At 38.6% G+C, this 23,643-nt stretch carries 23 protein-coding genes; 14 read left to right on the forward strand and 9 right to left on the reverse strand.

Annotated features, from left to right (window positions below):
• The first annotated feature begins 7 nt into the window (after nucleotides 1-7).
• Nucleotides 8-337, forward strand: a complete 330-nt coding sequence (locus HME7025_RS11185) for a DUF721 domain-containing protein (protein ID WP_109324021.1) — start codon at nucleotides 8-10, stop codon at nucleotides 335-337.
• Here HME7025_RS11185 and HME7025_RS11190 read toward each other — a convergent pair.
• From HME7025_RS11190 to HME7025_RS11200, 3 genes are read right to left on the reverse strand one after another with little or no spacing between them, the layout of a single operon-like run.
• Nucleotides 315-1,484 (reverse strand): glycosyltransferase family 87 protein, encoded by a 1,170-nt coding sequence (locus HME7025_RS11190; RefSeq protein WP_109324023.1) that lies wholly within the window; start codon nucleotides 1,482-1,484, stop codon nucleotides 315-317. The two genes, HME7025_RS11185 and HME7025_RS11190, sit on opposite strands and share 23 nt — an antisense overlap.
• A complete protein-coding gene (locus HME7025_RS11195) occupies nucleotides 1,474-2,268 on the reverse strand; it encodes a polysaccharide deacetylase family protein (RefSeq protein WP_109324028.1) in 795 nt (264 codons plus the stop codon). The genes HME7025_RS11190 and HME7025_RS11195 overlap by 11 nt, the downstream gene beginning before the upstream one ends.
• Nucleotides 2,265-2,906, reverse strand: a complete 642-nt coding sequence (locus HME7025_RS11200; protein WP_262495124.1) for a glycosyltransferase family 2 protein — start codon at nucleotides 2,904-2,906, stop codon at nucleotides 2,265-2,267. The genes HME7025_RS11195 and HME7025_RS11200 overlap by 4 nt, the downstream gene beginning before the upstream one ends.
• Nucleotides 2,907-3,095: 189 nt before the next feature.
• Here HME7025_RS11200 and HME7025_RS11205 point away from each other — a divergent pair, with 189 nt between their 5' ends.
• The 5 genes from HME7025_RS11205 (at nucleotide 3,096) to ftsZ (ending at nucleotide 9,547) form a co-directional block, all read left to right on the forward strand.
• Nucleotides 3,096-3,992, forward strand: a complete 897-nt coding sequence (locus HME7025_RS11205; protein WP_109324030.1) for a S66 peptidase family protein — start codon at nucleotides 3,096-3,098, stop codon at nucleotides 3,990-3,992.
• Between the two features lie 40 nt (nucleotides 3,993-4,032).
• Complete coding sequence (locus HME7025_RS11210) at nucleotides 4,033-5,571, forward strand: YifB family Mg chelatase-like AAA ATPase (protein WP_109324035.1); 1,539 nt, start codon at nucleotides 4,033-4,035, stop codon at nucleotides 5,569-5,571.
• A 26-nt stretch (nucleotides 5,572-5,597) separates the two neighbouring features.
• Nucleotides 5,598-6,611 (forward strand): thioredoxin domain-containing protein, encoded by a 1,014-nt coding sequence (locus tag HME7025_RS11215; protein ID WP_109324036.1) that lies wholly within the window; start codon nucleotides 5,598-5,600, stop codon nucleotides 6,609-6,611.
• 99 nt (nucleotides 6,612-6,710) lie between these two features.
• Entirely contained in the window at nucleotides 6,711-8,201 is a 1,491-nt protein-coding gene (locus tag HME7025_RS11220) for a M20/M25/M40 family metallo-hydrolase (RefSeq protein ID WP_109324045.1), read from the forward strand.
• A 59-nt stretch (nucleotides 8,202-8,260) separates the two neighbouring features.
• Complete coding sequence (gene ftsZ, locus HME7025_RS11225) at nucleotides 8,261-9,547, forward strand: cell division protein FtsZ (RefSeq protein WP_109324049.1); 1,287 nt, start codon at nucleotides 8,261-8,263, stop codon at nucleotides 9,545-9,547.
• On the opposite strand, the gene HME7025_RS11230 is transcribed toward ftsZ, so the two are convergent.
• Nucleotides 9,544-10,302, reverse strand: coding sequence for a copper homeostasis protein CutC (locus HME7025_RS11230; RefSeq protein ID WP_109324051.1), 759 nt, complete (start codon nucleotides 10,300-10,302; stop codon nucleotides 9,544-9,546). The genes ftsZ and HME7025_RS11230 overlap by 4 nt on opposite strands.
• A 180-nt stretch (nucleotides 10,303-10,482) precedes the next feature.
• On the opposite strand from HME7025_RS11230, the gene HME7025_RS11235 reads away from it, so the two are divergent.
• Nucleotides 10,483-10,704 carry a DUF2795 domain-containing protein gene (locus HME7025_RS11235; RefSeq protein ID WP_109324052.1) on the forward strand — a complete coding sequence of 74 codons (222 nt, stop codon included), beginning with the start codon at nucleotides 10,483-10,485 and terminating at the stop codon, nucleotides 10,702-10,704.
• Here HME7025_RS11235 and HME7025_RS11240 read toward each other — a convergent pair.
• Complete coding sequence (locus HME7025_RS11240) at nucleotides 10,701-12,284, reverse strand: glycerol-3-phosphate dehydrogenase/oxidase (protein WP_109324053.1); 1,584 nt, start codon at nucleotides 12,282-12,284, stop codon at nucleotides 10,701-10,703. The two genes, HME7025_RS11235 and HME7025_RS11240, sit on opposite strands and share 4 nt — an antisense overlap.
• Before the next feature lie 189 nt (nucleotides 12,285-12,473).
• Between HME7025_RS11240 and HME7025_RS11245 the strand changes: the two genes are divergently transcribed.
• From HME7025_RS11245 to serS, 4 genes are all read left to right on the forward strand, one after another.
• Complete coding sequence (locus tag HME7025_RS11245; protein WP_109324054.1) at nucleotides 12,474-13,151, forward strand: tetratricopeptide repeat protein; 678 nt, start codon at nucleotides 12,474-12,476, stop codon at nucleotides 13,149-13,151.
• Nucleotides 13,152-13,223: 72 nt separating this feature from the next.
• Complete coding sequence (ribH, locus tag HME7025_RS11250) at nucleotides 13,224-13,700, forward strand: 6,7-dimethyl-8-ribityllumazine synthase (RefSeq protein ID WP_109324055.1); 477 nt, start codon at nucleotides 13,224-13,226, stop codon at nucleotides 13,698-13,700.
• An 18-nt stretch (nucleotides 13,701-13,718) separates the two neighbouring features.
• Nucleotides 13,719-15,041 carry an aspartate kinase gene (locus tag HME7025_RS11255; RefSeq protein WP_109324060.1) on the forward strand — a complete coding sequence of 441 codons (1,323 nt, stop codon included), beginning with the start codon at nucleotides 13,719-13,721 and terminating at the stop codon, nucleotides 15,039-15,041.
• Between the two features lie 9 nt (nucleotides 15,042-15,050).
• Nucleotides 15,051-16,322 (forward strand): serine--tRNA ligase, encoded by a 1,272-nt coding sequence (serS, locus tag HME7025_RS11260; protein ID WP_109324061.1) that lies wholly within the window; start codon nucleotides 15,051-15,053, stop codon nucleotides 16,320-16,322.
• Here the strand turns inward: serS and HME7025_RS11265 are convergent.
• Both HME7025_RS11265 and HME7025_RS11270 read right to left on the reverse strand, forming a co-directional pair.
• Entirely contained in the window at nucleotides 16,315-17,022 is a 708-nt protein-coding gene (locus HME7025_RS11265; RefSeq protein WP_109324072.1) for a response regulator transcription factor, read from the reverse strand. The genes serS and HME7025_RS11265 overlap by 8 nt on opposite strands.
• An 11-nt stretch (nucleotides 17,023-17,033) precedes the next feature.
• Nucleotides 17,034-18,929, reverse strand: coding sequence for a sensor histidine kinase (locus HME7025_RS11270; RefSeq protein ID WP_109324073.1), 1,896 nt, complete (start codon nucleotides 18,927-18,929; stop codon nucleotides 17,034-17,036).
• A gap of 137 nt (nucleotides 18,930-19,066) precedes the next feature.
• On the opposite strand from HME7025_RS11270, the gene HME7025_RS11275 reads away from it, so the two are divergent.
• A complete protein-coding gene (locus HME7025_RS11275; RefSeq protein ID WP_109324074.1) occupies nucleotides 19,067-19,870 on the forward strand; it encodes a T9SS type A sorting domain-containing protein in 804 nt (267 codons plus the stop codon).
• Nucleotides 19,871-20,127: 257 nt separating this feature from the next.
• Here HME7025_RS11275 and ruvB read toward each other — a convergent pair whose 3' ends face one another.
• Nucleotides 20,128-21,153 (reverse strand): Holliday junction branch migration DNA helicase RuvB, encoded by a 1,026-nt coding sequence (gene ruvB / locus HME7025_RS11280; RefSeq protein WP_109324075.1) that lies wholly within the window; start codon nucleotides 21,151-21,153, stop codon nucleotides 20,128-20,130.
• 163 nt (nucleotides 21,154-21,316) lie between these two features.
• Here ruvB and HME7025_RS11285 point away from each other — a divergent pair, with 163 nt between their 5' ends.
• Together HME7025_RS11285 and glpK are read left to right on the forward strand one after the other, a co-directional pair.
• Nucleotides 21,317-22,018, forward strand: a complete 702-nt coding sequence (locus HME7025_RS11285; protein ID WP_109324078.1) for an MIP/aquaporin family protein — start codon at nucleotides 21,317-21,319, stop codon at nucleotides 22,016-22,018.
• Nucleotides 22,019-22,027: 9 nt separating this feature from the next.
• Entirely contained in the window at nucleotides 22,028-23,518 is a 1,491-nt protein-coding gene (glpK, locus tag HME7025_RS11290) for a glycerol kinase GlpK (protein WP_109324079.1), read from the forward strand.
• On the opposite strand, the gene HME7025_RS13555 is transcribed toward glpK, so the two are convergent.
• Nucleotides 23,515-23,637: a hypothetical protein gene (locus HME7025_RS13555; protein WP_262495125.1), complete on the reverse strand. Its 123-nt coding sequence runs from the start codon at nucleotides 23,635-23,637 to the stop codon at nucleotides 23,515-23,517. The two genes, glpK and HME7025_RS13555, sit on opposite strands and share 4 nt — an antisense overlap.
• Nucleotides 23,638-23,643: the final 6 nt, after the last annotated feature.

Consider the following 23,643-nt stretch of genomic DNA (forward strand, 5'->3'; position numbering starts at 1 on the left):
TTATCACATGGATTCTCCCTTTTATCCAAAACGCATCAAACCCTCCACTCGCAAAGAATCTAGCCATTCTTTGAAGGAGGTGATTGAGTCCATGCTCAAGATTTATCAAATACAAGGGAAATACGAAGAAACATTTGTGAGTGCTCATTGGGAAGAAATCATGGGTAAACCCATTGCCGCTCGAACCCAAAAAGTATATGTACACCAACAAAAACTATTTGTACAAATCAATTCTGCTCCCCTCAAAAAAGAGCTCATGATGGCCAAACAAAAGATGATTGACCTCATCAATAAACATGCTAAATCTGATTTAATTAAGGATGTTGTGTTCCTTTAGATTCTTGCTTGATTAAATCCCAAGCAATTGATAGCCAAACTAATAATAAAGGTAAAATCATCAATCCCAATGGATTAATCCATTCATTTCTAAGCCATTTAGGAAATAAATCGGTTGGAGAAAAACTAGAAATCAATAAAGTAATCACTAACAATGCCCACCGGGCTCTCGTTTTCTCCCCTAATACAAACCAAATCCCTACACCAGGAAAGGCCATGATCAAGGTTGGTGACTCCGTTCCCGTACTTGCCAACATCAAATAAATGCTTACAAAAGCCAACATGCGAAGCTGAAACGACAAATCTTTCCATTTACCTTTTTGGAAAAAGACATACACATTCAATAACATAGATGGGATTAAAAACCATAAATTAGATAAAGTGCCATCGCCAGTCATTCGACGAAACATTCCCATCACGCATACATCTGTACGTAAGTTTTGAATGTCTACATTTAATTCGTTTTTGTGCGACAATACCTCTCTCCATCCCAAATAAGTCGATATTCCATAATCCCAACCTCCTAACAGCATTGGAATAATTAAAATAAGCACCATCCAAAAAATCAAATAGCCCGCTAAACGCAGTGGTTTTTTAGAAAAAAAGAAAAAGGCTAGTCCAACAATTCCGTAAAGTTTAATGAAAATACCCAATACAATCCAAAGTGCCGCCCAAGCATCTTGCCCCCGATGGATGCAGATATAACTCCATAATATCAAGGCAATACATAATGGATGAAATTGAGTGTTCAAAAGTGCCGTCATGGTCGAATTCAACATAATCCATGAAATGGCTACTCGCTTCGTTTGATCCAAGGGCAAATTCCAAACCGCTAAAAAAAGGACCAAGGCATTTACCACATTCCAAACAGTCACACTGATGCCTGTTGGCAACCAAGCAAATGGGGCCATCAAAATAGCAAAAATAGGCCCGTACAAGTATAAATCGAAATATTCCTTTGGGTATTCAAAGTACAATGGCATTCTATGTAAGAAGTGACCGTAACTCGACTTGAATATGACAAAATTATTGATGTGGGAATTAAGCTCCCCTAGGTTATATTGTTTAATCCCTGTAAAAAGACCCGCCAACAACCAAAGGCCCAATAAAAACTCGTAGCGAGCATAAAATGCAGGTTTATTTTCCATTTTCTAATTGCTTGACAAAATTTTCCATCGTCATAAACTCCCCCATTCCCTCTTCTTGAAAATACCTAATCAATGATTTTAATTTTGAAACTAACTCTCCTTTTGAGCCCCGACTCACATGTGCTGGCAATGGATATTTCGATAAATCCGCAAATTCCCATGGATGAAAATACAAATTAAGAAAGCCATGCTTTTTTAAGGTGTCTTTACAAAATTGCTTAAAAATGACTAGTGGGAAGTTTTTGAAAGCCAACCAAAACAAAGGTATTCTGAAATTTGGGGTAACTGATGCGGGTATATTCCAAAGTCCTTTTTCAAAAAAAGGCAGCTTAGATGCTTTCAAATGATTATATCGACCCGGAATCCAAGTTGGATTCAATGAAGAATGATACGTGTATCCTGCTTGCAAGATATCCGCCTCCTCGACATGCTGCATTCTTGCCATTCTAAAACCCACTACTTTTCTGCCACTGAGTTCTTCCAATAATAATCGGGAAGACAATAAATCTGTTTTGGGGTCAAAATGGCTATGGTAAAATCCATGGGATGCCAATTCATGCTTTGTATCGAGATCTTTTATCCATGCAACGTTATGTTGGGCATACACTCCAGTACAAAATATGGTACAAGGAACTTGCGCTTCCGAAATAATCTTCATGAATTGCTCCAAGCCCTTTCTTGATTGATCTAACTGCTCCTCTAAATCTATGTCATATCCATATTCCAAAGGGATATCACATTCTTCCACATCAATTGTCAAAATAATGGCTGGAGCTGATTTCATTTTGAAAAGAATCCTCGGATTAAAATAGAAGCAAAATTGAATAATTCTGTCAAAATAGTTCTAGGCTTCATGGTTGAAAAATGTATCCCCTCTCGTACCTGAACATAAATCCATTCCATCTGAATATCCTTCTGTTTGGAAACTAATACCAAAAACTCCATATCAAAAAGAAATGCAGAGATTGTCGTTTTCAAAAAAAGCGCTTTGCCTTTGGCATTAAATCCTTTCAACCCTGATTGGGTATCCTTTACTTTTAAACCGGGAAAAAATAAATAATTCATCAATTTGAGCGAAAGAGAAAAGATCTTCCGTCGAAAGGGTAATTGATCGTAATATTGTTCATCTCGTACTCCCACCACCACATCCGCATTTCCCTCGGCCAGTCTTTGGTACATTTCCCATGCATTTTCCATCTTATAAGGATAATCTGCATCCGTGTAAATAACCAAATCACCTTGGCTCTGGCGGATTGCATGTCTCAATGCTCCCCCCTTTCCTAAATTTTGACTTAATGGAATAAAAGTAAAATGTGGAATTGCTTGCTGTAATTGATCAATATCCTCTGAATGAACCCCATGTTTGCTCCCATCATCCACAACATACATATGAACTACTACATCCGTTGGTATCCGAGACATGAATAAGGTATAATGGCGAATCAAATCCTCCGCCCAACCCGGATGTGGGTTGTAACATGGATGAACCAAGTCTAGACTTTTATTTGTCTTTGGAGTAGTCAAACAGGGATAATTTTTTGCAATAATACGAAAATTAAGCCTTGGGTTAAAGGGAAAAATAATTCATATTTGTCTACCATTCTATTAAACATGAAAACTCCTCCTCTATTACGTCCGGGTGACGAAGTGATTTTACTTTCTCCAGCATCCCATCCAAAGAGTGATCAATGGAGGCAAGGCGTGGAAGTATTGGAATCCTGGGGTTTGAAGGTTCGTCTTGCTCCACATGCCTTATCGCATTATTTTGGTTTTGGAGGAAGTGATGAAGAACGGCTAAGTGATTTTCAATTGGCCTTGGATGATCCTGCAATCAAAGCCATATTCCCCATTCGAGGTGGGTATGGATCCAGTCGAATTTTGGATCAATTAAACTTTGAAACATTCATCAAACAGCCTAAATGGATAATTGGATTTTCTGACATTACTGCCATTTTAAATCATGTGGCAAACTTGGGAATTGCTAGTATACATGGGCCAATGCCGCATAATTTCTGCCAGGTAGGCGGCGATGAAGCATTGGAAATGCTAAGAAACTTGCTTTTTGAAGGTAAAACCCACATTGAGATTGAAGCTGACTCAGATAATCGATTAGGTAAAGCCGAATCAATCTTGGTAGGAGGAAATTTGTCGCTGATTGTGCATCTGATTGGGAGTAAGAGTCTTCCAGATTTTAGGGGTAAGATTCTACTGTTAGAAGATGTGGGTGAAAACTTATACCATATTGATCGAATGGTTTTACAACTAAAAAGAGCAGGAATACTGGACCAATTAGCAGGTTTAATTGTGGGTGGATTCAGTGACTGCAAAGAAGCAGGCCTTAGTGTGGGTAAAAATGTGAATCAAATTATGCTAGAACATACATCTGGAAGTCAATATCCAATTGCCTTTGAATTTCCATCAGGACATATAGCACAAAATTTTCCCTTGGTTTTTGGTAAAAATATCAAGCTGTTGGTAAATGCTAACAAAGTCCAACTAACTGATTAAGTCCTATTGCCATTCCTGCTAATTTGCCTAACAAAAAACAATGTTAGCCAAAACGTATGGATGTGCCGTATTTGGGGTGTCTGCCAACCTCATCACCATTGAAACCCATGTTGGGCAAGGTAGTAAATGCTATTTAGTTGGACTTCCTGACTCCACCATCAAAGAATCTATTCAACGAGTTGAATCAGCTTTAAAGAATACTGGATTTTTTTTCCCAAGGAGAAAGGTCATCATTAATCTAGCACCTGCTGATATCAGAAAAGAAGGCTCAGCCTATGATTTACCTATCGCTCTATCAATATTAGAAGCATCAGAACAGGTTGAATTAAAAGGGCTTGACGAATATGTCATTATGGGGGAATTGGCCCTAGATGGAACAATTCGCGCTATCAAAGGGGCTTTACCTATTGCCTTGGAAGCTAAAAATAGAGGAATCACAAAGCTCATTTTACCAGAAGAAAATGCCATAGAAGCAGCTATGGTAGAAGGAATAGAGGTATTTGGATTAAGTCATCTTCGAGAAACCATTCAATTTATTCGCAATAAAATAACCATAGCCCCTACTTATGTGGATGTACACGCTTTATTCGGTGAATCCCATGACTCATTTGATGTAGATTTTTCACAAGTACAAGGTCAGGAAGCTGTCAAAAGAGCTTTTGAAATTGCGGCAGCTGGTGGTCATAACTTGATTATGATTGGCCCTCCAGGTGCTGGAAAAACCATGCTGGCTAAACGATTACCGACCATACTCCCTCCATTTTCCTTACCAGAGGCTCTGGAAGTAACAAAGATTCATTCTGTGGCTGGAAAATTAATGGGAAAGCATGCATTATTGACGCATCGTCCCTTTAGAAGTCCACATCATACTATTTCCAATGCTGCCTTGGTTGGAGGAGGTTCGTTTCCTCAACCTGGGGAGATTTCCCTTGCCCATCATGGCGTTCTATTTCTAGATGAGCTACCTGAATTCAATCGAAATGCATTAGAAGTTATGCGTCAACCCCTAGAAGATCGAAATGTATTTATTTCCCGAGCCAAATGGTCATTAGAATTTCCTGCTAATTTTATGTTGGTAGCTAGCATGAACCCTTGTCCTTGTGGCTACTACAATCATCCCAATAAAGACTGTGTTTGTGGCCCTGGACAAGTGCAGCGCTATTTAAATCGAATATCAGGTCCATTACTGGATCGAATCGACATGCATATAGAAATTGTGCCTGTTCAATTTGAAGAAATGAGTACTGGGCGAGCTGCAGAATCAAGTGAATTTGTCCGCAAAAGAGTTATGGAAGCTCGGCGAATTCAGCAAAATCGATTCATCCCATTCCCCAAAATCCATTCCAACGCCATGATGTCGAGTCAGCAAGTCAATGAATTTTGCCATCTTGACCAAGCATCCCAACAATTACTTTCCGTCGCAATGGACAAATTACAATTATCTGCGAGAGCTTTTGATAAAATTCGAAAAGTGGCGCGCACCATTGCTGATTTAGCAAAATCATCTCATATTCAATCGGAACATATCGCAGAAGCGATTACCTACCGAAATTTAGATAGAGAAAATTGGGCAGGATGATGTATTTTTGAGAAAAAATACCTTCTATGCGTCTATCCTTTTTGATACTTTTCAGTTTTCTGAGCTTTCTACAACCGTCTAAGGCACAAAAAATTGACCAAAATAAATCTTTCAGACCCTTCATAGCCCTGGATGAAATATTTAAAAAAGCTGAAAAGGAAAATAAACCGATCTTTTTTGAGGCATTTTTACCCACTTGTTCTCATTGCATCGCATATGATAAAACCTTGAGTCTTCCAGCCATTAAAACTTACCTTGATAAAAATTATCATGCGTATCAGTTGGACCTAAGCAAGCGTGAAAACAATGCATTTTTACGCTCTCGTAAAATCTTTATCCCATCCACTCCCTCGTTTATTGTATTTTCCCCCAAGGGAAAAGTTTGGAATATTGAACCAGTTGGTGAAGCTACTAACTCGGTAGCGGGTATCATTAAATTATTGGATGCAGCCAAAAACCCGCAGCAAAACCAAGCCCAATTATTAGAACGATATAGTGCAGGTGAAAGGAATAAAGAAAATATGATTTCTGCCGCTTATTTCACTCGTTTAAGTTTGGATACATTGAAAAATGTGGCTTTAGTCAATGACTTAGTTCAATTGATTAAGCCTGAAGAATTTGAAGGAGAAACTAGTTTTTTGCTTATTCAAAAAGTCATGATGGATGACAACAATGCACTATTCCAACATTTCATCACACATATCAAAAACTACGAAAGCAAGTTTGATAGTTTGGAAGTTAAGCAAACAGCCGAAAATACAATTATGACTAGTTTGTATAGTGGCCGAGCAAGATCCTATAGCCCTGAACGACTTCAGCGCCTGAAAGACGGATTACAGGCCATTGGTTTAAAACCTCAACAAATTGCTGCCCGATTTATCTACTTAGAAGTCTTAATTGATTTGGATAAAAAATTAGTTGACCAAGCGGTTACTAGGGTCAAAAATTATTATGGAGGAAAAGCGATTCCTGAAAAAGAAAAGGAGTTTTGGTGTAAACTTTTGAAAAAGTCAGGAAGTAATGAGTGCTTACTTCCCTAAATAGGAATTTCACTAAAAACCTATTCGTGCTAATTGGTATTTTGATCAAAAAAAAGTAAATTTCTGAATCGTAAGCCTTCATCCTATTTAAACTAATCCATGAAGAGAAGTATATTATCCGTCTTGATCTTTGTTTTCTTAATCACTTCTTCGGGTTTCGGTCCATCCATAGGAGGAGAAGAAAGTTTAGAGTCGGCATTTAAGCGAATCAAAGATGAAGTAGATCAAAATTCATTGGCTTATTCATCCTTAGGTACGGCCTGTCAAACCTTAGGTCATCGCCTTACAGGCAGTGAAAAAGGTAAAAAAGCAGAAGAATTCGCTTTTAACCTTTTTAAAAAATATGGATTCCGTGATACAAAGTTTCAAGGTTTTCAGGTAGAGGCTTGGGCTAGAGATACGGTAACCCTTTCGATTGCACCTCCTAAATCTGATGATTTCAGAGAAGTCCCTGTAGTTTCTTTAGCTATGACACCCGTAGAAGCCAATATTACGGGTACCATGGTGGATATGGGAAATGGACTCGATGTGGATTTTGAGGCAAAAAAAGAACAAATCAAAGGTAAAGTAGCCGTGATGAATATAGGTTTGGTTGACCCTAAACCTGGTCAAAAAAACTTGCACCGCTCGGAAAAAACAGCTTTAGCCATTCAATATGGAGCCATTGGCGTCATCTTTGTTAACACGGTAAAAGGGCAAGTATTATTAACTGGTACTGCTTCTGTCACCGGAAATTTAATTTCAATTCCTGCTGTTTGTATCAGTTGGGAGAGTGGTGTTGAAATCCGCAAATGGTTGTTGGAACAGCCTGGATTGTTGAGTTTAATCGAAATGCATAATGTGAGTAAACCTATCAAAGCACGTAATGTGGTGGCTACTTTGAAAGGGGATAACAAAAAATACCGTAAAGAGAAAATCATTATTGGTGGTCATTTAGATTCTTGGGATTTATCCACTGGTGCTATCGACAATGGCATTGGTTCGTTTTCAGTCATCGATATCGCTAGAACATTTAAAGCATTGGGTCTTAAAAATAAAAGGACCATTGAATTTGTCGCATTCATGGGCGAGGAAGAAGGATTGCTTGGCTCTAAAGCTTACATTGAAAGAGCCAAAAAGACGGGAGAAATTGATGAAATCGTATACATGATTAATCTGGATATGACCAACAATGTATCTGGTTTCAATGCAGGAGGTAGAGACGAGTTAGTCGCACTGTTAAAAGAAATTGGCAATAAAATTAAGTCGATTGACCCTGCTTTTGGCAATGAGATTAGCAATAGTGCAGGATTACATTCCGATCATCAATCATTTTTATTGGAAGGTATTCCAGCTAGTGCGCCCATCGGCCGCTTAGAAAAGCGGGTATTAGATTGTTATCATGCCAATTGTGACTCTTTTGATTTGGTCAACAAAAAAGAATTAGAAAATACGGTAAAATACACAGCGATGCTGTTATATGGTGTGGCGAATACCAACTCGATTCCAGCAAAAAAACTAGATTTTTATTCGACTCGTGATTTCTTCATTAAACAAAATTTGAGAAGAGATTTAGAGTTAGGTAATGAATGGCGCTGGGGTAAAGATTAAACAGCGCATTCGATTAGATTTTATTAAATTAGATTATTCCCTAAAAGCATATTTATATTATGAATAACCAGAACCCTTCCTTTTTCGATCATAAAATGGAAATTGTTCCTGAATCATCCTTCAAATCCATCATCAAAGTTATTGGTATAGGTGGTGGTGGCTCCAATGCGGTTCGCCACATGGATAACATGAAGATCAAAGGAGCGGATTTGATTATTTGCAATACAGATTCTCAAGCTTTGGCTTCGAATCCTGTTAAGACCAAAATCAAATTAGGAGAGCAAGGGCTTGGTGCTGGAACGGATCCAGAAGTTGGAAAATTAGCTGCATTAGATAGTATTGATAAAATTAATGCGGTGTTGACAAATGGCACAGAAATGCTTTTCATTACTGCAGGTATGGGGGGAGGAACAGGTACAGGTGCTGCCCCAGTTGTGGCTGAAATTGCGAGAAAAAGAGGTTTACTAACAGTAGCTGTAGTTACTGCACCTTATGCATGGGAAGGTCGTGAAAAAATCCAATATGCTTTAACGGGTATTCAAGAATTAAAAACATATTGTGATACCGTACTGGTCGTAATGAACGATAAGTTGGCTCAAATTTATGAGAAACTAGCAGTGAAGGATGCCTTCGCTAAAGCGGACGATGTGTTAGCCAAAGCAGTAAAAAGTGTGGTTGACGTCATTGCAAAACCTGGAGATATCAATACGGACTTCATGGACGTAAAAAAGGTATTGAAAAATGCGGGTCAGGCCATGATGAGCTCTGCTTTAGGTAAAGGAGAAGATCGTGCTTTTCAAGCTATTGCAGAAGCCCTTGAATCTCCACTTTTAAACTCCCAAGAAATTAAAGGAGCCAAACGTATTTTAGTTACGGTTTCTACAAGTTCAGAACATGCTTTAGTCATGAGCGAACAAAATATCATCATTGAGTACCTAAATGGCCGAATCAATGATCAAGCTGACATGGTGAAATTTGGTTTCTCTACAGATGATGAATTGGGAGAGGATCTATATTTAACTGTGATTGCTGCAGGCTTTGAGCATGAGCAAAATGCACTTGACGATTTCTTGTTTAGTGACACGAAACATTATAGTACGGCCAATAAACCAGCCTCATTAATCTCAGGTGCAACCGTAGAATTTGACGAGTTTGGAACTACCAGCTCAGCTCCTACGGAAAGTGAAGAAGTTCGATTCCAAAAAATGGTAGATCACTACAAAAAAGGTGGACCAGATGAAAGCGACTTTGCCATTCCTACTTATCAAAGAAATCAAATCCCATTGTATGATTTAAGTCGAATCCCTCAAGATGAGTGGATTGAAACTCCATTATACGAAGATTAACAATTTCTGATTTTCTGAACAGCCTCGCGAATAATTTCTTGACTCGAATAAGCAACTTCGAATTCGGAGATTTCGGCAACACCACCCATGGAAATACCGGGTCTTCGATAAATCATGTCGGACTCTCTTGTTGTTCTTGCACTTAGATGTACGGCATCCACGCCTGCATCTACGAGTTGAAGACAATTTTGCGGATTTACTCCACTACCCGCCATGATTTGAATTCGACCTTGTGCTGCTTCGACCATTGTAGATATTGCCTCAATTCCTTCCATGGCTTTATTCTTTTGACCTGATGTCAAAATTCGATCAAAGCCTAGATCAATTAAAGCTTCCATCACTTCCAATGGTTCTCTTGAAACATCTATAGCTCGGTGACAAGTAAGTTCAGCGGAATCCCCAACAATGTATTTAACCTCTTTTAGAAAATTAACATCTAAGTCGCCCTGTGGAGTTAAGGCTCCAATAACCATCCCATTAACTCCCATGGAAATAAACTGATTAATCTCGGCTAACATCGTTTTCTTCTCAAAAGCATCGTAGCAGAAGTCGCCTCCTCGAGCTCTTACCATGACATGAATTCCTAAAGAAGTTTGAGATAATGTTTCAAAAACTAGACCAGCAGATGGACTGGTACCTCCTTCCCAAGGAGAGGCACATAATTCGACACGATCTGCACCAGCTTGGTCTGCTGCGATACTGGAAAATAAGGAATAACTACAAACTTCAACCGAGATAGTACGGGATTTTAACATAAAAAACAGGGCTCTATAAGCGTTAAAACGGGTTTATTTTTATTTATTCAAAATTTAAAAAATAAATCTTTCATAAATATTTTTTTATTTTACTTTTGCAGTCCGATAAATCTTAGATTCTTAAGAATCTAAAAGAGAAAAGGACAAAAATTTGAATCTTTAAGAATTAAAATTAAACATATGTACTGGACACTAGAACTTGCCTCCTATTTAGAAGATGCACCATGGCCTGCTTCAAAAGATGAATTAATTGACTACGCAATTCGTACAGGATCTCCATTAGAAGTAGTAGAGAACTTGCAAGAATTAGAGGATGATGGACAACCTTTTGAAAGCATTGAAGAAATTTGGCCTGATTACCCAACCAAAGATGATTTCTTCTTCAATGAAGACGAATATTAATGAAAGGAGGCGAAAGCCTCTTTTTTTATGTCCATGATCAATTGCCCTTTTGCCTGATCTCTCAAGCTAATCCCCCAGCGGCGATATAGAATATCTTCCCAACATTCTGCCATTTCATAATTCTTCAAATAATTCAGTTCCCCTTGCAAATAAGGTAATGAGCTATGAATTAACTCCAATCCTCCCTTTTCTCGTTCACAATGTTCCAATACTTTAAGTGCCGTAAAACCATATATCTTTCGCAAATGATTAGCACTTAATTCACTAATATGTAAGGCTTTGATACGTTGACTCCAAAGTGCCTCATCCATTTTATCTCCTCCAAAAAGCACATAATCTTTGGTATGACAACTTTGCTTGTGGCGGTGCAAAACATCTTCCTCTACGACATTCATAGTATCCTCCGCCATGACCCGGTAGGTTGTCCATTTTCCTCCCATGATGCTCACCAACTTACTACGTTGGTCAACTTCCACTTCATGGTCTCGTACTAATGACTTAGTATCAGATTGCATGGCATCAGAAAGACCTACTTGAAGTAAAGGTCTTTGTCCCACAAAGCCTGAACTTACATCTTGTTTGCTCGCTTTTATTAATGCAAACCGATTAAAATAGTCTAATAAATAATCTTCCTCTTCCGCTCGGATAGCCGGATCCTCTTTCAATTCATCCGGTTCATCTGTAGTTCCAACAAGGACATAATCTCTCCAGGGAATAATGAAGACAACCCGACCGTCGTCTGTTTTTGGAATCAATAAAGCCGTTTCCCCCGACCAAAAGGTTTTAGGCAAAACAATATGCGCGCCGCGAGAAACCTTCATTCTAGGTTTCAATTTGAGATTGGCCAATTGGCGAATATGATCAGTAAAAGGCCCCGTGGCATTCACTACCACTTTACAACTTACTTCATGCTCCTCTCCCGATATTAAATCCTTGAAATGTATTTTTTTGATTTTAAGACTTTTAGGGCTTAATCCAAAGTGGCTTAATTCACAGTAATTCAAAATAGCGGCCCCTTCCTTTTCTGCCGACTGCAAAATAGCCAATGCATAACGTGCGTCATTGAGCTGACCGTCATAATATAGAATACCACCAGACATCCCTTTTACTTGAAGATTGGGGACTAGTCGCTCCATTTGTTGGTTGCCCAAACCTTGGCTGTTTTTCAAATTAGTCACTCCAGAAATACGATCATATAGCCACATGCCTATGCCATAATATACTCGGTCCCACCAAGAATAACAGGGTGTCAATAAAGCGAGAGGATGAGCTAAGTGCGGAGCATTTTGCAACATCACTTTACGTTCATGTAAAGCTTTGTACACCATTTTAAACTGTTGCCAATCAACGTTCCTGACGGCTTGCTCTAAATAACGAACACCACCATGTACTAATTTGGTGGATTTAGAGGAGGTTTGTCCAGCAAAATCTCCTTTTTCAATCAATAAAACTTTATAACCACGCAAAACCGCATCCAAGGCCACACCAGCTCCTGTTGCTCCACCCCCTATGATACAAATATCATATTCAGATTCATTTGCTTTAATTTTTTGAAATTGATCAATCCGGGAAAATGCCATGAACTAAATTTATGCTTGTAAAATCCGCAATCCGACGAATTTACTAAAGAATCAGGAAAATAAAACCGAAAAGATTCCATTAATATTGATATAAATGAAAGAGATTTTATAATTTTGCAAACCTTTGATGAGTCTGTACTCATTTAATGAAAGGTCAATACAATTAGACTCCTGAAATAAGGACGTAATATGGCAAAGAAAGAAACTAAAGAAACGATTGAAATTATTGAAAGCCCAGAGGCGCTACAACAAGAATTAACCAAAGTCACTGGATTTTTTGAAAAAAATAAAACTTCCGTATTGGGATTAGGAGCCATCATCGTGGCCTTAGTGGTAGGAACTTTGGGTTATAAGTGGTACACACAAACTCAAGATGAAGAGGGTGAGAAGAAATTATTCAAAGCTGTTTACGCATTTGAAGCTGATTCTTTATCAAAAGCCACGAAAGAATTGAACAAAGTTTCAGACGAATTTGGAGGAAACACTCAAAATTTAGCTGATTTATATCAAGGTATCGCCTTATTAAAACAAGGTAAATTTGATCAATCAATTGAAAAATTGAAAAACTTCAGCAGTGGTGATTTATTAGTACAAGCTAGAGCATATTCCTTAATTGGAGATGCTTATGTAGAAAAGAAATCATATGGTGAAGCGATTGATTACTACAAAAAAGCCGCTGATTATAAGCCTAACAAATTCTTTACTCCTACTTACCTTTTGAAGTTAGCTACAGCATATGAAGCGAACAAACAAGGAAAAGAGGCATTAGCTGCTTACACTGATATCACGGAAAAATTTCCTGAGTCGGCAGAAGCTGTACCTGCTAAGAAATATAAAGCTCAATTAGAAAGCTCTATCTCTGAATAATTAGATAAATTTTTATATCAGGAAGGGATAAGAGCAACAGCTTTTATCCCTTATTGTTTTAATCCATTCAAGATGTCATCCCAACATAAAAATTTAAGCGATTTTTCGACGGAAAGCCTTCCTGCTATCCAGGATAAGCAATTTGCCGTAGTAGTTTCGGAGTGGAACACAGAAGTGACAGAAGCTTTGTTCCAAGGCTGTGTAGCAACCTTATTGGCCCACGGTGCACAAGCTGAAAACATTCACCGAGTACAAGTTCCAGGAAGTTTTGAATTAAGCTTAGGTGCTCAAAAATTGGCCCAAATACCGGAAATTGATGCCGTCATTTGTTTAGGTTGTGTGATTCAAGGAGAAACCCGTCATTTTGATTTTATCTGTGACGCAGTGGCCAAAGGAATTACAGATGTAAGTTTAAAATACGACAAGCCTGTCATTTTTGGAGTATTAACTCCGAATAGTCAGGAACAAGCGATGGATCGTGCGGGAGGAAAACATGGAAACAAGGGCGATGAAGCGGCCATAACGGCTATCAAAATGCTAGCAATATAAACCCATAATTTAACCCATATGCAAGTTTGGAAATTTGGAGGTACCTCCGTTGGAAAGCCAGAAAGAATGAAGTCGATCCGTCAATTGATTACGGAAGATGGAAAAACCAAAATCGTGGTATTATCAGCACTTTCAGGAAGTACCAATTCCTTGTTATCTATTTCTGAATCACTCTTAGCTGGCCAAATTGCTGAAGCTCAAACAAAAGCTCAAGCATTGCGCGATCACTATGATGTTTTTTTATCCGAATTATACCAAACAGAACAAGGTTTAGCTAAAGGTAAATCCATTGTTAATAAGGAATTTGCTTTTATTGATGAATTGATTGCAACGAGCCCATATGGCACGAAGCAAGAAAAGGAAATGGTAGCTTTAGGTGAGTTATTATCGACCCAAATATTTGAAGCTTATCTACAAGAAGAGGGAGTTAATTCTTTATTACTTCCAGCTTTGGATTTCATGGTGATAGATGAAGATAATGAACCCATCTTAAAGAAAATTGAAGAGAATTTAGGAGCTATTTTGGCTAAGGAACCAGGTAAGCAAATTTATATTACCCAAGGTTTTATATGCCGTAATCCGCAAGGAGAGGTAGATAACTTGAAACGTGGTGGTTCAGACTATACGGCTTCATTAATTGGAGGAGCTATTGCTGCTGAGGAAGTTCAAATCTGGACAGATATCGACGGTATGCACAACAATGACCCACGTATCGTGAAAAACACCTTCCCTATTCGAGAATTATCTTTTGCCGAAGCGGCAGAATTGGCATATTTTGGTGCAAAAATTTTACATCCAAGTACTATCACTCCTGCTAAATTGAAAGGTGTCCCGGTACGTTTGAAAAACACCATGGAGCCAAGTGCCTATGGAACGTTGATCTCTGAGAAATCAACCGATGTGGAAATTAAGGCCATCGCTGCCAAAGATAATATTACAGCCATTTACATCCATTCAACTCGTATGTTGAATGCTTACGGTTTCTTAAAACGCGTATTTGAGGTATTTGAGAAATATAAAACTCCGGTGGATATGATCACCACGTCAGAAGTTTCTGTTTCGGTTACCATAGACCAAACCATGCATTTAGATTCCATCATGAGCGAATTGAGGGAATTTGCAGAGTTGGAAGATCCAGATAAAGACCAAGTGATTATATGTATCGTTGGTAATTTCTGGGCAGATAAAGAAGGAATAGCTATCAAAGTATTAAATGCTATGAAAAACATTCCAATTCGCATGATTTCTTATGGTGCTTCTGAGCATAATATCTCCCTTTTGGTGGATGCCAAACATAAAAATGAGTCATTAAATGCCTTAAACGAAGGTTTATTCTTCTAAATTGAACATATGCTAACGCTTGCTTTTATCCGTGCGAATACCGAAGTAACCATTCAAGGTTTACAGAAAAAACGATTTTTTGAAGCTGAAAAGGTAGTCGAGCAATTGATTTCCTTAGACGATAAGCGTAAAACATTGTTGCAGCAAGCTGAGCAAGTTTTAGAGAAATCCAATGCCGCAGCAAAGGAAATTGGGGCTCTTATGAAAAATGGCCAAGCTGATTTAGCTGAATCGAAAAAAGCGGAAACAGCAGTTTTAAAAGCTAGTATTAAAGAGTTGGGAGATGCTGCTAAAAATGCAGAGCAAGAAGTGTATGAATTATTAGTTACCCTTCCTAACTTACCCCATAGCTCTGTTCCTGAGGGCAAAACTGCCGAAGACAATGAAGTGGTTTTAAGTTGGGGCTCTATTCCCGATTTAGGTGATGCAGCTCAGCCTCACTGGGACTTAATTAAGAAATATGATATCATCGACTTTGATTTAGGAAACAAAATCACTGGAGCTGGTTTTCCTGTTTATAAAGGTAAAGGTGCTCGTTTGCAACGTGCATTGATTAATTTCTTTTTAGACGAAGCTATTAAAGCAGGTTATTATGAGATTCAGCCTCCCATTTTAATCAATGAAGATTCAGGTTTTGGCACAGGTCAATTGCCTGATAAAGAGGGGCAAATGTATGTCACCAAAGAAGAAGGTCTTTATTTAATTCCAACGGCTGAGGTACCTATTACCAATTTGTACCGGGATGTCATTGTAAACGAAAAAGAATTACCCATCAAAAACGTAGGTCATACTCCTTGTTTCCGTCGTGAAGCGGGTTCTTGGGGTGCCCATGTGCGTGGCTTAAATCGCTTGCACCAATTTGATAAAATTGAGATTGTTCAGATTCATAAATCTGAAACTTCTTATCAAGCATTAGAGGAAATGTCGCAGCATGTTCAAGGACTTTTACAAAAGATGGAATTACCATATCGTGTATTACGTCTTTGTGGTGGCGACATGGGTTTTGCTTCGGCTTTGACTTATGATATGGAAGTTTGGTCAGCTGCACAAGGCCGATGGTTGGAAGTAAGTTCGGTATCCAACTTTGAAACATTTCAGGCAAATCGCTTGAAATTACGTACCAAGGTGGACGGAAAATCCATCCTTTGCCATACCTTAAATGGATCAGCTTTAGCACTTCCACGTATCGTAGCAGCTATTTTAGAAAATAATCAGGGCCCCGATGGAATCAAGATCCCTCAGGTGCTCGTGCCATATTGTGGCTTTGAATACATTAACTAAGCCCTTCAACACTTAATCGAAAACCTTCGCCGTGCAGATTCATTAGCTGCACGCGGGGGTCTTCTTTCAGCATTTTCCGCAGTTTGGTCATATATACATCCATGCTTCGCGCATTGAAATAGGTATCATCTCCCCAAATTAATTTCAAGGCATAACTCCTACTTACAGGTCTACCCAAATTTTCACATAGAAGCTTCATTAAGTCATTTTCTTTAGGCGTGAATTTTTGTTCTGTTTGCCCCAAAATCAATTTCATTTTTTGAGGTACATATACAAAATCCCCCAAGTTGACCTCATCCGCTAAGCTAGGTACTGATTTGCCCGAATGCGTTCTTCTCAATACAGCTTCAATGCGTGCGACCAATACATCCATCGAAAATGGCTTGGTCAAATAATCATCTGCCCCTACTTTAAAACCTTGTAAGGTATCCTCTTCCATGGATTTGGCGGTCAAAAAAATAATGGGAACATCCAAGTGTGTTGCACGTATATCCTTGGCTAAGGAAAAGCCATCCTTCTTAGGCATCATGACATCCAATAGGCAAATATCAAATGAATCCTTGACAAACATATCCAAGGCTTCATCACCATTTTGCGCCCATTGAACTTCGTATCCTTTCTTTTTTAAAAATTCAGACAACAATAATCCCAAATTCGGATCATCTTCGGCTAATAAAATAGATGGATGACTATTTTCCATTTGTGTTGATATTAAACTGTTGGGTGAAAAGGTAAATTAATCTCAAACGTACTTCCGATTTGTGGTAGGCTAGAAACTTGAACGGTACCACCATGTGCTTCAACAATTTTTTTCACATAGCTCAATCCTAAGCCAAAGCCTTTCACATTATGTACATTTCCTGTTGGAACTCGATAAAATGGCTCAAACACAGAACCTAGTACCTCCTTGGCCATGCCAATGCCTTGGTCAGAAATACGAATATTCAGTGATGTAGGACTCGCATTGGTACTAATAGTTATTTCAGGTTTCTCTTTACTGTATTTAATCGCATTGTCGAGTAGGTTAAAAAGTACATTGGAAATATGTACTTCGTCTACTTCTATTTGAGCATTGGTAGCATCTAATAATAAATTCAAATGTCCTCCTTGTGATTGAATCAAAGGCCCATTCATATCCGCCACTTGTTGAATTAAGGTGTTCAAATTAATTTCTTTCTTTTTCAACACGATATTTTCCTTTTCCATTTGGGCCGTTTGCAAGACCCGCTCCACTTGTCGGCCTAGTCGAATATTTTCTTCTTTAATGATGCCAATATATCGATTGATGGAATCATTTTTTAGGCCGTTTGACTCTTCTTGAATTAATTGAGCAGCTAAGGAAATGGTTGAAATAGGCGTTTTGAATTCATGAGTCATGTTATTGATAAAATCATTTTTAACTTCTGCCAACTTCTTTTGTTTTAAGATGGTAGTTACAGCAATGTAAAAACAGCCTAACATGATTAACAATAATAGGGCTGAGCCTAAAAAACTAAAGCTCATGGCCTCCCAAACCAAAGCTTCTTGATTTGGGAAATATATTTGCAAATACTGACCACTGGGGCGTAAGTCATTGGGAAACAAAGGCGTTAAAAATGAAGCTGATTGTGCCCTTGGTGTTTTCATTAAACCTGCTGAGGTATATACCCAGTTATCTTTTGCTGTCTCTTTGGGTCCGATCCCAAAAACATAGGGCATTGAAATACCTTTTTCTGCTAATTCTTGCTTGATTAAACTATCAATATGCTTGGTAGATACGCGTTGTGTAATGGGTCTTTCTTTGAAAAGGAAATCGGCAAAGACTTCTTTCGCCATTTCTGTCTTTTTTAATACTTTTTGAAGTTCCGCCTTTTCTTCTTTTAGCTTTTCGGCATCAATCGTGAGTGCATTGATTTTCCTTGTTTTTTGTTGATCCTCTTGATGCAACTGAGCCAAAAATTTAGGCCGCATACGGTTCAAATCACTAAGTCGTTTTGCTTCTCTTGCTCTCGCACGATTAATTTCTTTGATTCGATTAAGTTCTTGTAAGACACGAGGTTTGACAGCACCCATCATCTCATTCAGTTGCTTTTCTTCTCGCAATCGACGATTTATTCCTTTGAGATCTGCATTAATTTGATATTCCTCTGTTACTTCTGCAATCTGGCCATTGGGAAGCATAAATGACTTTCGAACATATAAAATATCATTAGGCATTTCATTTTGCTGGAATCTTTTTAAGGCTTGAAGCTCAGCTTGGTTAAATTTAAATTCATGGGAAATATCTTCCGTGATGAGTTCCATAGGGTCATGCTGGGTCAAAAAAGCTGGATCCTTAGATTGAGGAGGATGAGGTGGATGAGGAATTGCTTTTGATGCTAACTTTTTTTCTAAAGCAGCAATCTCTTTTTGTTGACCTTCATATTCTCTTTGTTTTTGGGATAAGACATATAATTCTTGCCTTTCCAGCTTACGAACAACTTTCTCCATCCCATCTCGGATATCCGCTGCTAATTGTTCTTTCTTGGTTTCCAACATAAAACCAAGCCAATAAGATTGAAAGGAAATTAAGCCAATCAATGCCAAAGTCATCAAACCTATTATGAGTCGTATTTTCTTTTGGGTCATATCTTTTCAAACCAATGAATTACAAAATTAAATGATTTATTGGTCCATTTTTCGATTCAAAGGCCACTTAACATTCTTTAACAGTCAAGTATTGAATGCTTTATCTAAGTTTGTGCCATCACAAAAATTAAACTTGTATGAAAACATTCATTTTATCGGCCCTACTGGGAACGATGGGAACTTTGACCTTGGCACAAGATACGCCAAAATCGGAATCTACGATTAAGATAGTTGTAGATGAAAACGGCAAACAGAGAGTCATTGAGAGGACATTTGCTAATCCAGACTTGGCAGAAGCTGGAATGAAACAATTGAATGACTCGTTGAATAAGGAAATTGGGAAATCTGATGGAAAAACTAAAATCATCACCATGGATATCCGTAAGCGAGGTGGAAACAGAATGCAAATGGATGCGATGGGTCCTATGCAATTTGATAAAAAAGCAATGGCTAGAGTCGAAAAACGCATGAGGAAATTCAAAAATCAGCTAGACAACAATCAAGTTCGTATTTTCCGTCACGGACCAGACGATATGGAAATTCATATGGAAGATATGCCAGGAGGGAAAAATTTCAAATTTGATTTTGATGAAAATGGCCCTGAATTCCGTGGATTAAGAAGACTTCAAGAAGAAGGATTTCCGATGGGTGGTCAAAACTTAGCTTGGGGACAAGCATCTAGTACAATCAAAGGACTTTTTGCTAACCCAAATCATCCTTTTAATGGGAAATTAAATATTCGTTTCCATGCTCCAGAAAAAGGAAATGTAGCAATTACAGTAAGAGATGTGAATGGCAAGGAAGTCGCTTCTGAAACGGTCAAAGATTTCCAAGGCCGTTATTTAGGTCAAGTTGATTTAAAGAAAGCAGCAGCAGGCGTATATTTTGTACAAGTTTCTCAGGGAAATGATGGTGCTGTCATTCGAGTTAAAATAGATTAATATTCAATCCGCTTAATAGAAAAATGCCTAGTTTCAACAACGCTGTCAAGGTTTAAAACCTTGACAGCGTTAGGCAAATTTACATTCTTTCTAATCCCCAATCAGTTTAAAAAACTGATAAAATATAGATAAAATCAATTCATTGATTTTATCTATCGATTACCAAGAAACTACTTCTTTTTGCAAATAAAAAAGAGGACTTTTACCAACGCTGTCAAGGTTTAGAACCTTGACAGCGTTACGTAAAAAATACAAAATTAAAACAAAGACCCCGTTTGAGACCTTGGTTCTATACCAACATGTCGATATGCTTTTTCGGTAGCCTCTCTTCCTCTGGAAGTTCTTTTTAAAAAGCCTTCTTGAATCAAAAACGGCTCATAAACTTCTTCTATTGTTTCCGCTTCTTCTCCGCAGGCCGTAGCAATGGTCGTTAGACCCACTGGCCCTCCTTTGAATTTTTCAATAATAGTTAACAAGATGCGATTATCCATTTCATCCAAACCATTCATATCAACATCCAAGGCCTCCAAAGCAAATTTGGCTATCTCCACATCAATACTTCCTGTACCTTTAATTTGAGCAAAATCCCTTGTTCTCCTCAATAAATTATTGGCTATACGAGGCGTACCTCTACTCCTTCTTGCAATTTCAAAGGCCCCCGTTTCATCGATGGGCATATTCAAAATAGTTGCTGAACGCTTCACAATGGTCGTTAATAATTTAGCATCGTAATACTCCAATCTAGCATTAATACCAAATCGTGCTCTTAATGGCGAGGTAAGTAGTCCAGCTCGAGTTGTGGCCCCAATTAATGTAAATGGATTCAAACCAATCTGAATACTTCTGGCATTCGGGCCCGAATCCAACATGATATCTATTTTATAATCCTCCATGGCCGAATATAAGTACTCCTCCACAATCGGATTCAAACGATGTATTTCGTCAATAAATAACACATCATAGGGCTGTAAATTGGTTAATAAACCTGCTAAATCAGAAGGTTTATCCAACACTGGTCCTGAAGAAATTTTCAAAGTGGACCCTAATTCATTCGCAATAATATGCGAAAGCGTGGTCTTACCTAAGCCTGGAGGGCCATGCAACAATACATGATCCAAAGCCTCCTCTCTGGCCTTTGCCGCACCTACAAATATCTTCAAGTTTTCAACGATCTTTCCTTGACCCGTGAAATCAAAGAAACTCAAAGGACGTAAGGCCTTATCTATTTCTTTTTCCTGCTGAGGTAATGACTCAGAATCTCCCTTCAAATAGTCTTCACGCATAAAACTTAAAAATTTACAATCGTTAATCAAAGATAAATTTAAGCCTGCAATAAATGGCCATCACAAGCAAAATTAAATTCGTAAAATATCTCTTAGACTCTAAAAAAAAGCCTATTTATTATAGATAAATTTCATATTTTTGAAGGTATTTAAACCTTATACAATGAGTTCTATTTTTATTGGAGAATTAGCGGGAACAGCCACATTACTTTATTTAGGTAATGGTGTAGTTGCCAATGTTTTATTAAAAGGCACGAAAGGCCATCAAACAGGATTACTTGCCATTGCGGCTGCTTGGGCATTTGCTGTTACCATTGGGATATTTGTATCTACCTATTTTGGTAGTCCTGGAGCCCATTTAAATCCCATCGTTACTATTGCAGGATGTACTAAAACGGGTGATTGGTCCCTTTTTACTACCTACGTAGGCGGCCAATTACTTGGTGCTATGTTGGGACAATTATTGGTTTGGATACATTATCATCCTCATTATCAAGTAACTGAGGATCCCGGTGCCATCAAGGCTACTTTTTGTACGGATCCCGCTATCAAATCATGGCCATATAATTTCATCTCCGAAGCATTTGCCTCCGCCTTAATCATCGTAGCTTTAGGCACATTTTCTACCATCGAACATGGCCTTGGCCCCTTCTTAGTAGGTATTCTTGTATGGGCAGTTGGTTTAGCATTAGGAGGAACTACAGGATATGCTGTTAATCCTGCTAGAGATTTAGGTCCACGCATCATGCATTTCATTTTACCTATCCCCAACAAAGGCAAAAGCGACTGGGAATATGCTTGGATCCCCGTTTTAGGCCCTTCGGCAGGTGCTTTAATTGGCACCTATTTATTGACATTAAACTAAAGAGTCATCATGTATATCGGATCCATTGACCAAGGAACAACAAGTTCTAGATTTATCATCTTTAATAAAGGAGGTGAAATCATCTCCATGGGCCAGAAAGAACACGAGCAGATCTATCCACAAGCAGGTTGGGTAGAACACAATGCGGAAGAAATCTGGCAAAATGTCCAAGAGGTAATTGGTCTAGCTCTTGGAAAAGCGGGTTTATCTGCCCGAGATATTGCAGCGGTTGGAATTACCAATCAACGAGAAACTACCGTTGTTTGGAATAAAAAAACTGGAAAACCATATCACAATGCCCTCGTTTGGCAAGACACCCGCGTTGGCTCAGAATTAGCTGAACTAGCCCAAGTTGGAGGTATGGACCGTTTCAGAGCTAAAACAGGATTACCATTAGCTACCTATTTCAGCGGATTAAAACTACGCTGGTTACTCAATCATGTTCCTGGTTTAAGGGAGGATGCCCTGAATGGCGAAGCGCTATTTGGCACAATGGATACCTATATTTCTTGGCAATTAACTGGAGGAACCGAAGGAGGAATCCACATCACTGATGTCACCAATGCCAGTAGAACACAATTAATGGACTTAGCCACTTGCGCTTGGGATGATGAAATATTACAAGTTTTAAGCATTCCAAAAGCCATGCTTCCAGAGATTAAAGCTAGCTCACAAGTCTATGGAAACTCAAAAGGTGTCTTGGAAGGTGTTCCTTTGGCAGGAATCTTAGGCGATCAACAAGCCGCTCTAGTTGGCCAAACCTGTTTTGATCCAGGTCAAGGAAAAAATACGTATGGAACGGGATGTTTTCTGCTAATGAATACAGGGAAACAAGCCATTCCTTCCCAATTTGGTCTGTTAACTACTGTAGCTTATCAATTGGGAAATGAACCTGTACATTATGCCCTGGAGGGTTCCGTGGCAATTGCTGGCTCTCTTGTACAATGGTTACGTGATAATTTAGGCCTCATTCAAAACAGCCCAGATATAGAAAATTTGGCTAAAGAAGTAGAAGATAATGGAGGCTGTTATTTCGTACCAGCTTTCTCTGGATTATACGCCCCTTATTGGAAACAGGATGCCCGAGGAGTATTAGTCGGTCTAACCAGTTATGTCAATAAAAGCCACATTGCCCGTGCAGCTTTGGAAGCCACCGCATTTCAAACATGGGAAGTTTTAGAAGCTATGGAAAAAGACGCTGGTATCTCCATTTCATCCTTACGAGTAGACGGGGGTATGGTAGTCAATGAATTATTGATGCAATTTCAGTCAGATATATTGGGACAAGAGGTCATTTGTCCAAAAATCATTGAAACAACTGCGCTTGGCGCTGCCTATGCCGCAGGTTTGGCAGTAGGTTATTGGGAAAATTTAGAAGATCTGAAGAAAAATTGGGCCATCCAACATCGTTGGAATTCCCAAATGGATGACAGCAAACGTTCCCATATGAAAAAACAATGGAAGAAAGCTGTCTCGAAAAGCTTTAACTGGGAGGATTAACCTCGCTTTACTTTAGGGGCATCAGCACGGGTAGTACCGTAAGCTGGACAATTGGTATTTTGTGAACATGCAGCACAAACAAAAGTGGCAAGCAACACGATGGCCAATACTTTTTTCATATAATT

Source organism: Aquirufa nivalisilvae (genome assembly GCF_003143535.1).
Lineage (GTDB): Bacteria > Bacteroidota > Bacteroidia > Cytophagales > Spirosomataceae > Aquirufa > Aquirufa nivalisilvae.

What these genes read in the sequence shown, in the direction of transcription:
- HME7025_RS11185 (WP_109324021.1), top strand. Translation starts at nt 8, where the DNA reads ATGGATTCTCCCTTTTATCCAAAACGCATCAAACCCTCCACTCGCAAA.
- HME7025_RS11190 (WP_109324023.1), bottom strand. Translation starts at nt 1,484, where the DNA reads ATGGAAAATAAACCTGCATTTTATGCTCGCTACGAGTTTTTATTGGGC.
- HME7025_RS11195 (WP_109324028.1), bottom strand. Translation starts at nt 2,268, where the DNA reads ATGAAATCAGCTCCAGCCATTATTTTGACAATTGATGTGGAAGAATGT.
- HME7025_RS11200 (WP_262495124.1), bottom strand. Translation starts at nt 2,906, where the DNA reads ATGTCTCGGATACCAACGGATGTAGTAGTTCATATGTATGTTGTGGAT.
- HME7025_RS11205 (WP_109324030.1), top strand. Translation starts at nt 3,096, where the DNA reads ATGAAAACTCCTCCTCTATTACGTCCGGGTGACGAAGTGATTTTACTT.
- HME7025_RS11210 (WP_109324035.1), top strand. Translation starts at nt 4,033, where the DNA reads ATGTTAGCCAAAACGTATGGATGTGCCGTATTTGGGGTGTCTGCCAAC.
- HME7025_RS11215 (WP_109324036.1), top strand. Translation starts at nt 5,598, where the DNA reads ATGCGTCTATCCTTTTTGATACTTTTCAGTTTTCTGAGCTTTCTACAA.
- HME7025_RS11220 (WP_109324045.1), top strand. Translation starts at nt 6,711, where the DNA reads ATGAAGAGAAGTATATTATCCGTCTTGATCTTTGTTTTCTTAATCACT.
- ftsZ (WP_109324049.1), top strand. Translation starts at nt 8,261, where the DNA reads ATGAATAACCAGAACCCTTCCTTTTTCGATCATAAAATGGAAATTGTT.
- HME7025_RS11230 (WP_109324051.1), bottom strand. Translation starts at nt 10,302, where the DNA reads ATGTTAAAATCCCGTACTATCTCGGTTGAAGTTTGTAGTTATTCCTTA.
- HME7025_RS11235 (WP_109324052.1), top strand. Translation starts at nt 10,483, where the DNA reads ATGTACTGGACACTAGAACTTGCCTCCTATTTAGAAGATGCACCATGG.
- HME7025_RS11240 (WP_109324053.1), bottom strand. Translation starts at nt 12,284, where the DNA reads ATGGCATTTTCCCGGATTGATCAATTTCAAAAAATTAAAGCAAATGAA.
- HME7025_RS11245 (WP_109324054.1), top strand. Translation starts at nt 12,474, where the DNA reads ATGGCAAAGAAAGAAACTAAAGAAACGATTGAAATTATTGAAAGCCCA.
- ribH (WP_109324055.1), top strand. Translation starts at nt 13,224, where the DNA reads ATGTCATCCCAACATAAAAATTTAAGCGATTTTTCGACGGAAAGCCTT.
- HME7025_RS11255 (WP_109324060.1), top strand. Translation starts at nt 13,719, where the DNA reads ATGCAAGTTTGGAAATTTGGAGGTACCTCCGTTGGAAAGCCAGAAAGA.
- serS (WP_109324061.1), top strand. Translation starts at nt 15,051, where the DNA reads ATGCTAACGCTTGCTTTTATCCGTGCGAATACCGAAGTAACCATTCAA.
- HME7025_RS11265 (WP_109324072.1), bottom strand. Translation starts at nt 17,022, where the DNA reads ATGGAAAATAGTCATCCATCTATTTTATTAGCCGAAGATGATCCGAAT.
- HME7025_RS11270 (WP_109324073.1), bottom strand. Translation starts at nt 18,929, where the DNA reads ATGACCCAAAAGAAAATACGACTCATAATAGGTTTGATGACTTTGGCA.
- HME7025_RS11275 (WP_109324074.1), top strand. Translation starts at nt 19,067, where the DNA reads ATGAAAACATTCATTTTATCGGCCCTACTGGGAACGATGGGAACTTTG.
- ruvB (WP_109324075.1), bottom strand. Translation starts at nt 21,153, where the DNA reads ATGCGTGAAGACTATTTGAAGGGAGATTCTGAGTCATTACCTCAGCAG.
- HME7025_RS11285 (WP_109324078.1), top strand. Translation starts at nt 21,317, where the DNA reads ATGAGTTCTATTTTTATTGGAGAATTAGCGGGAACAGCCACATTACTT.
- glpK (WP_109324079.1), top strand. Translation starts at nt 22,028, where the DNA reads ATGTATATCGGATCCATTGACCAAGGAACAACAAGTTCTAGATTTATC.
- HME7025_RS13555 (WP_262495125.1), bottom strand. Translation starts at nt 23,637, where the DNA reads ATGAAAAAAGTATTGGCCATCGTGTTGCTTGCCACTTTTGTTTGTGCT.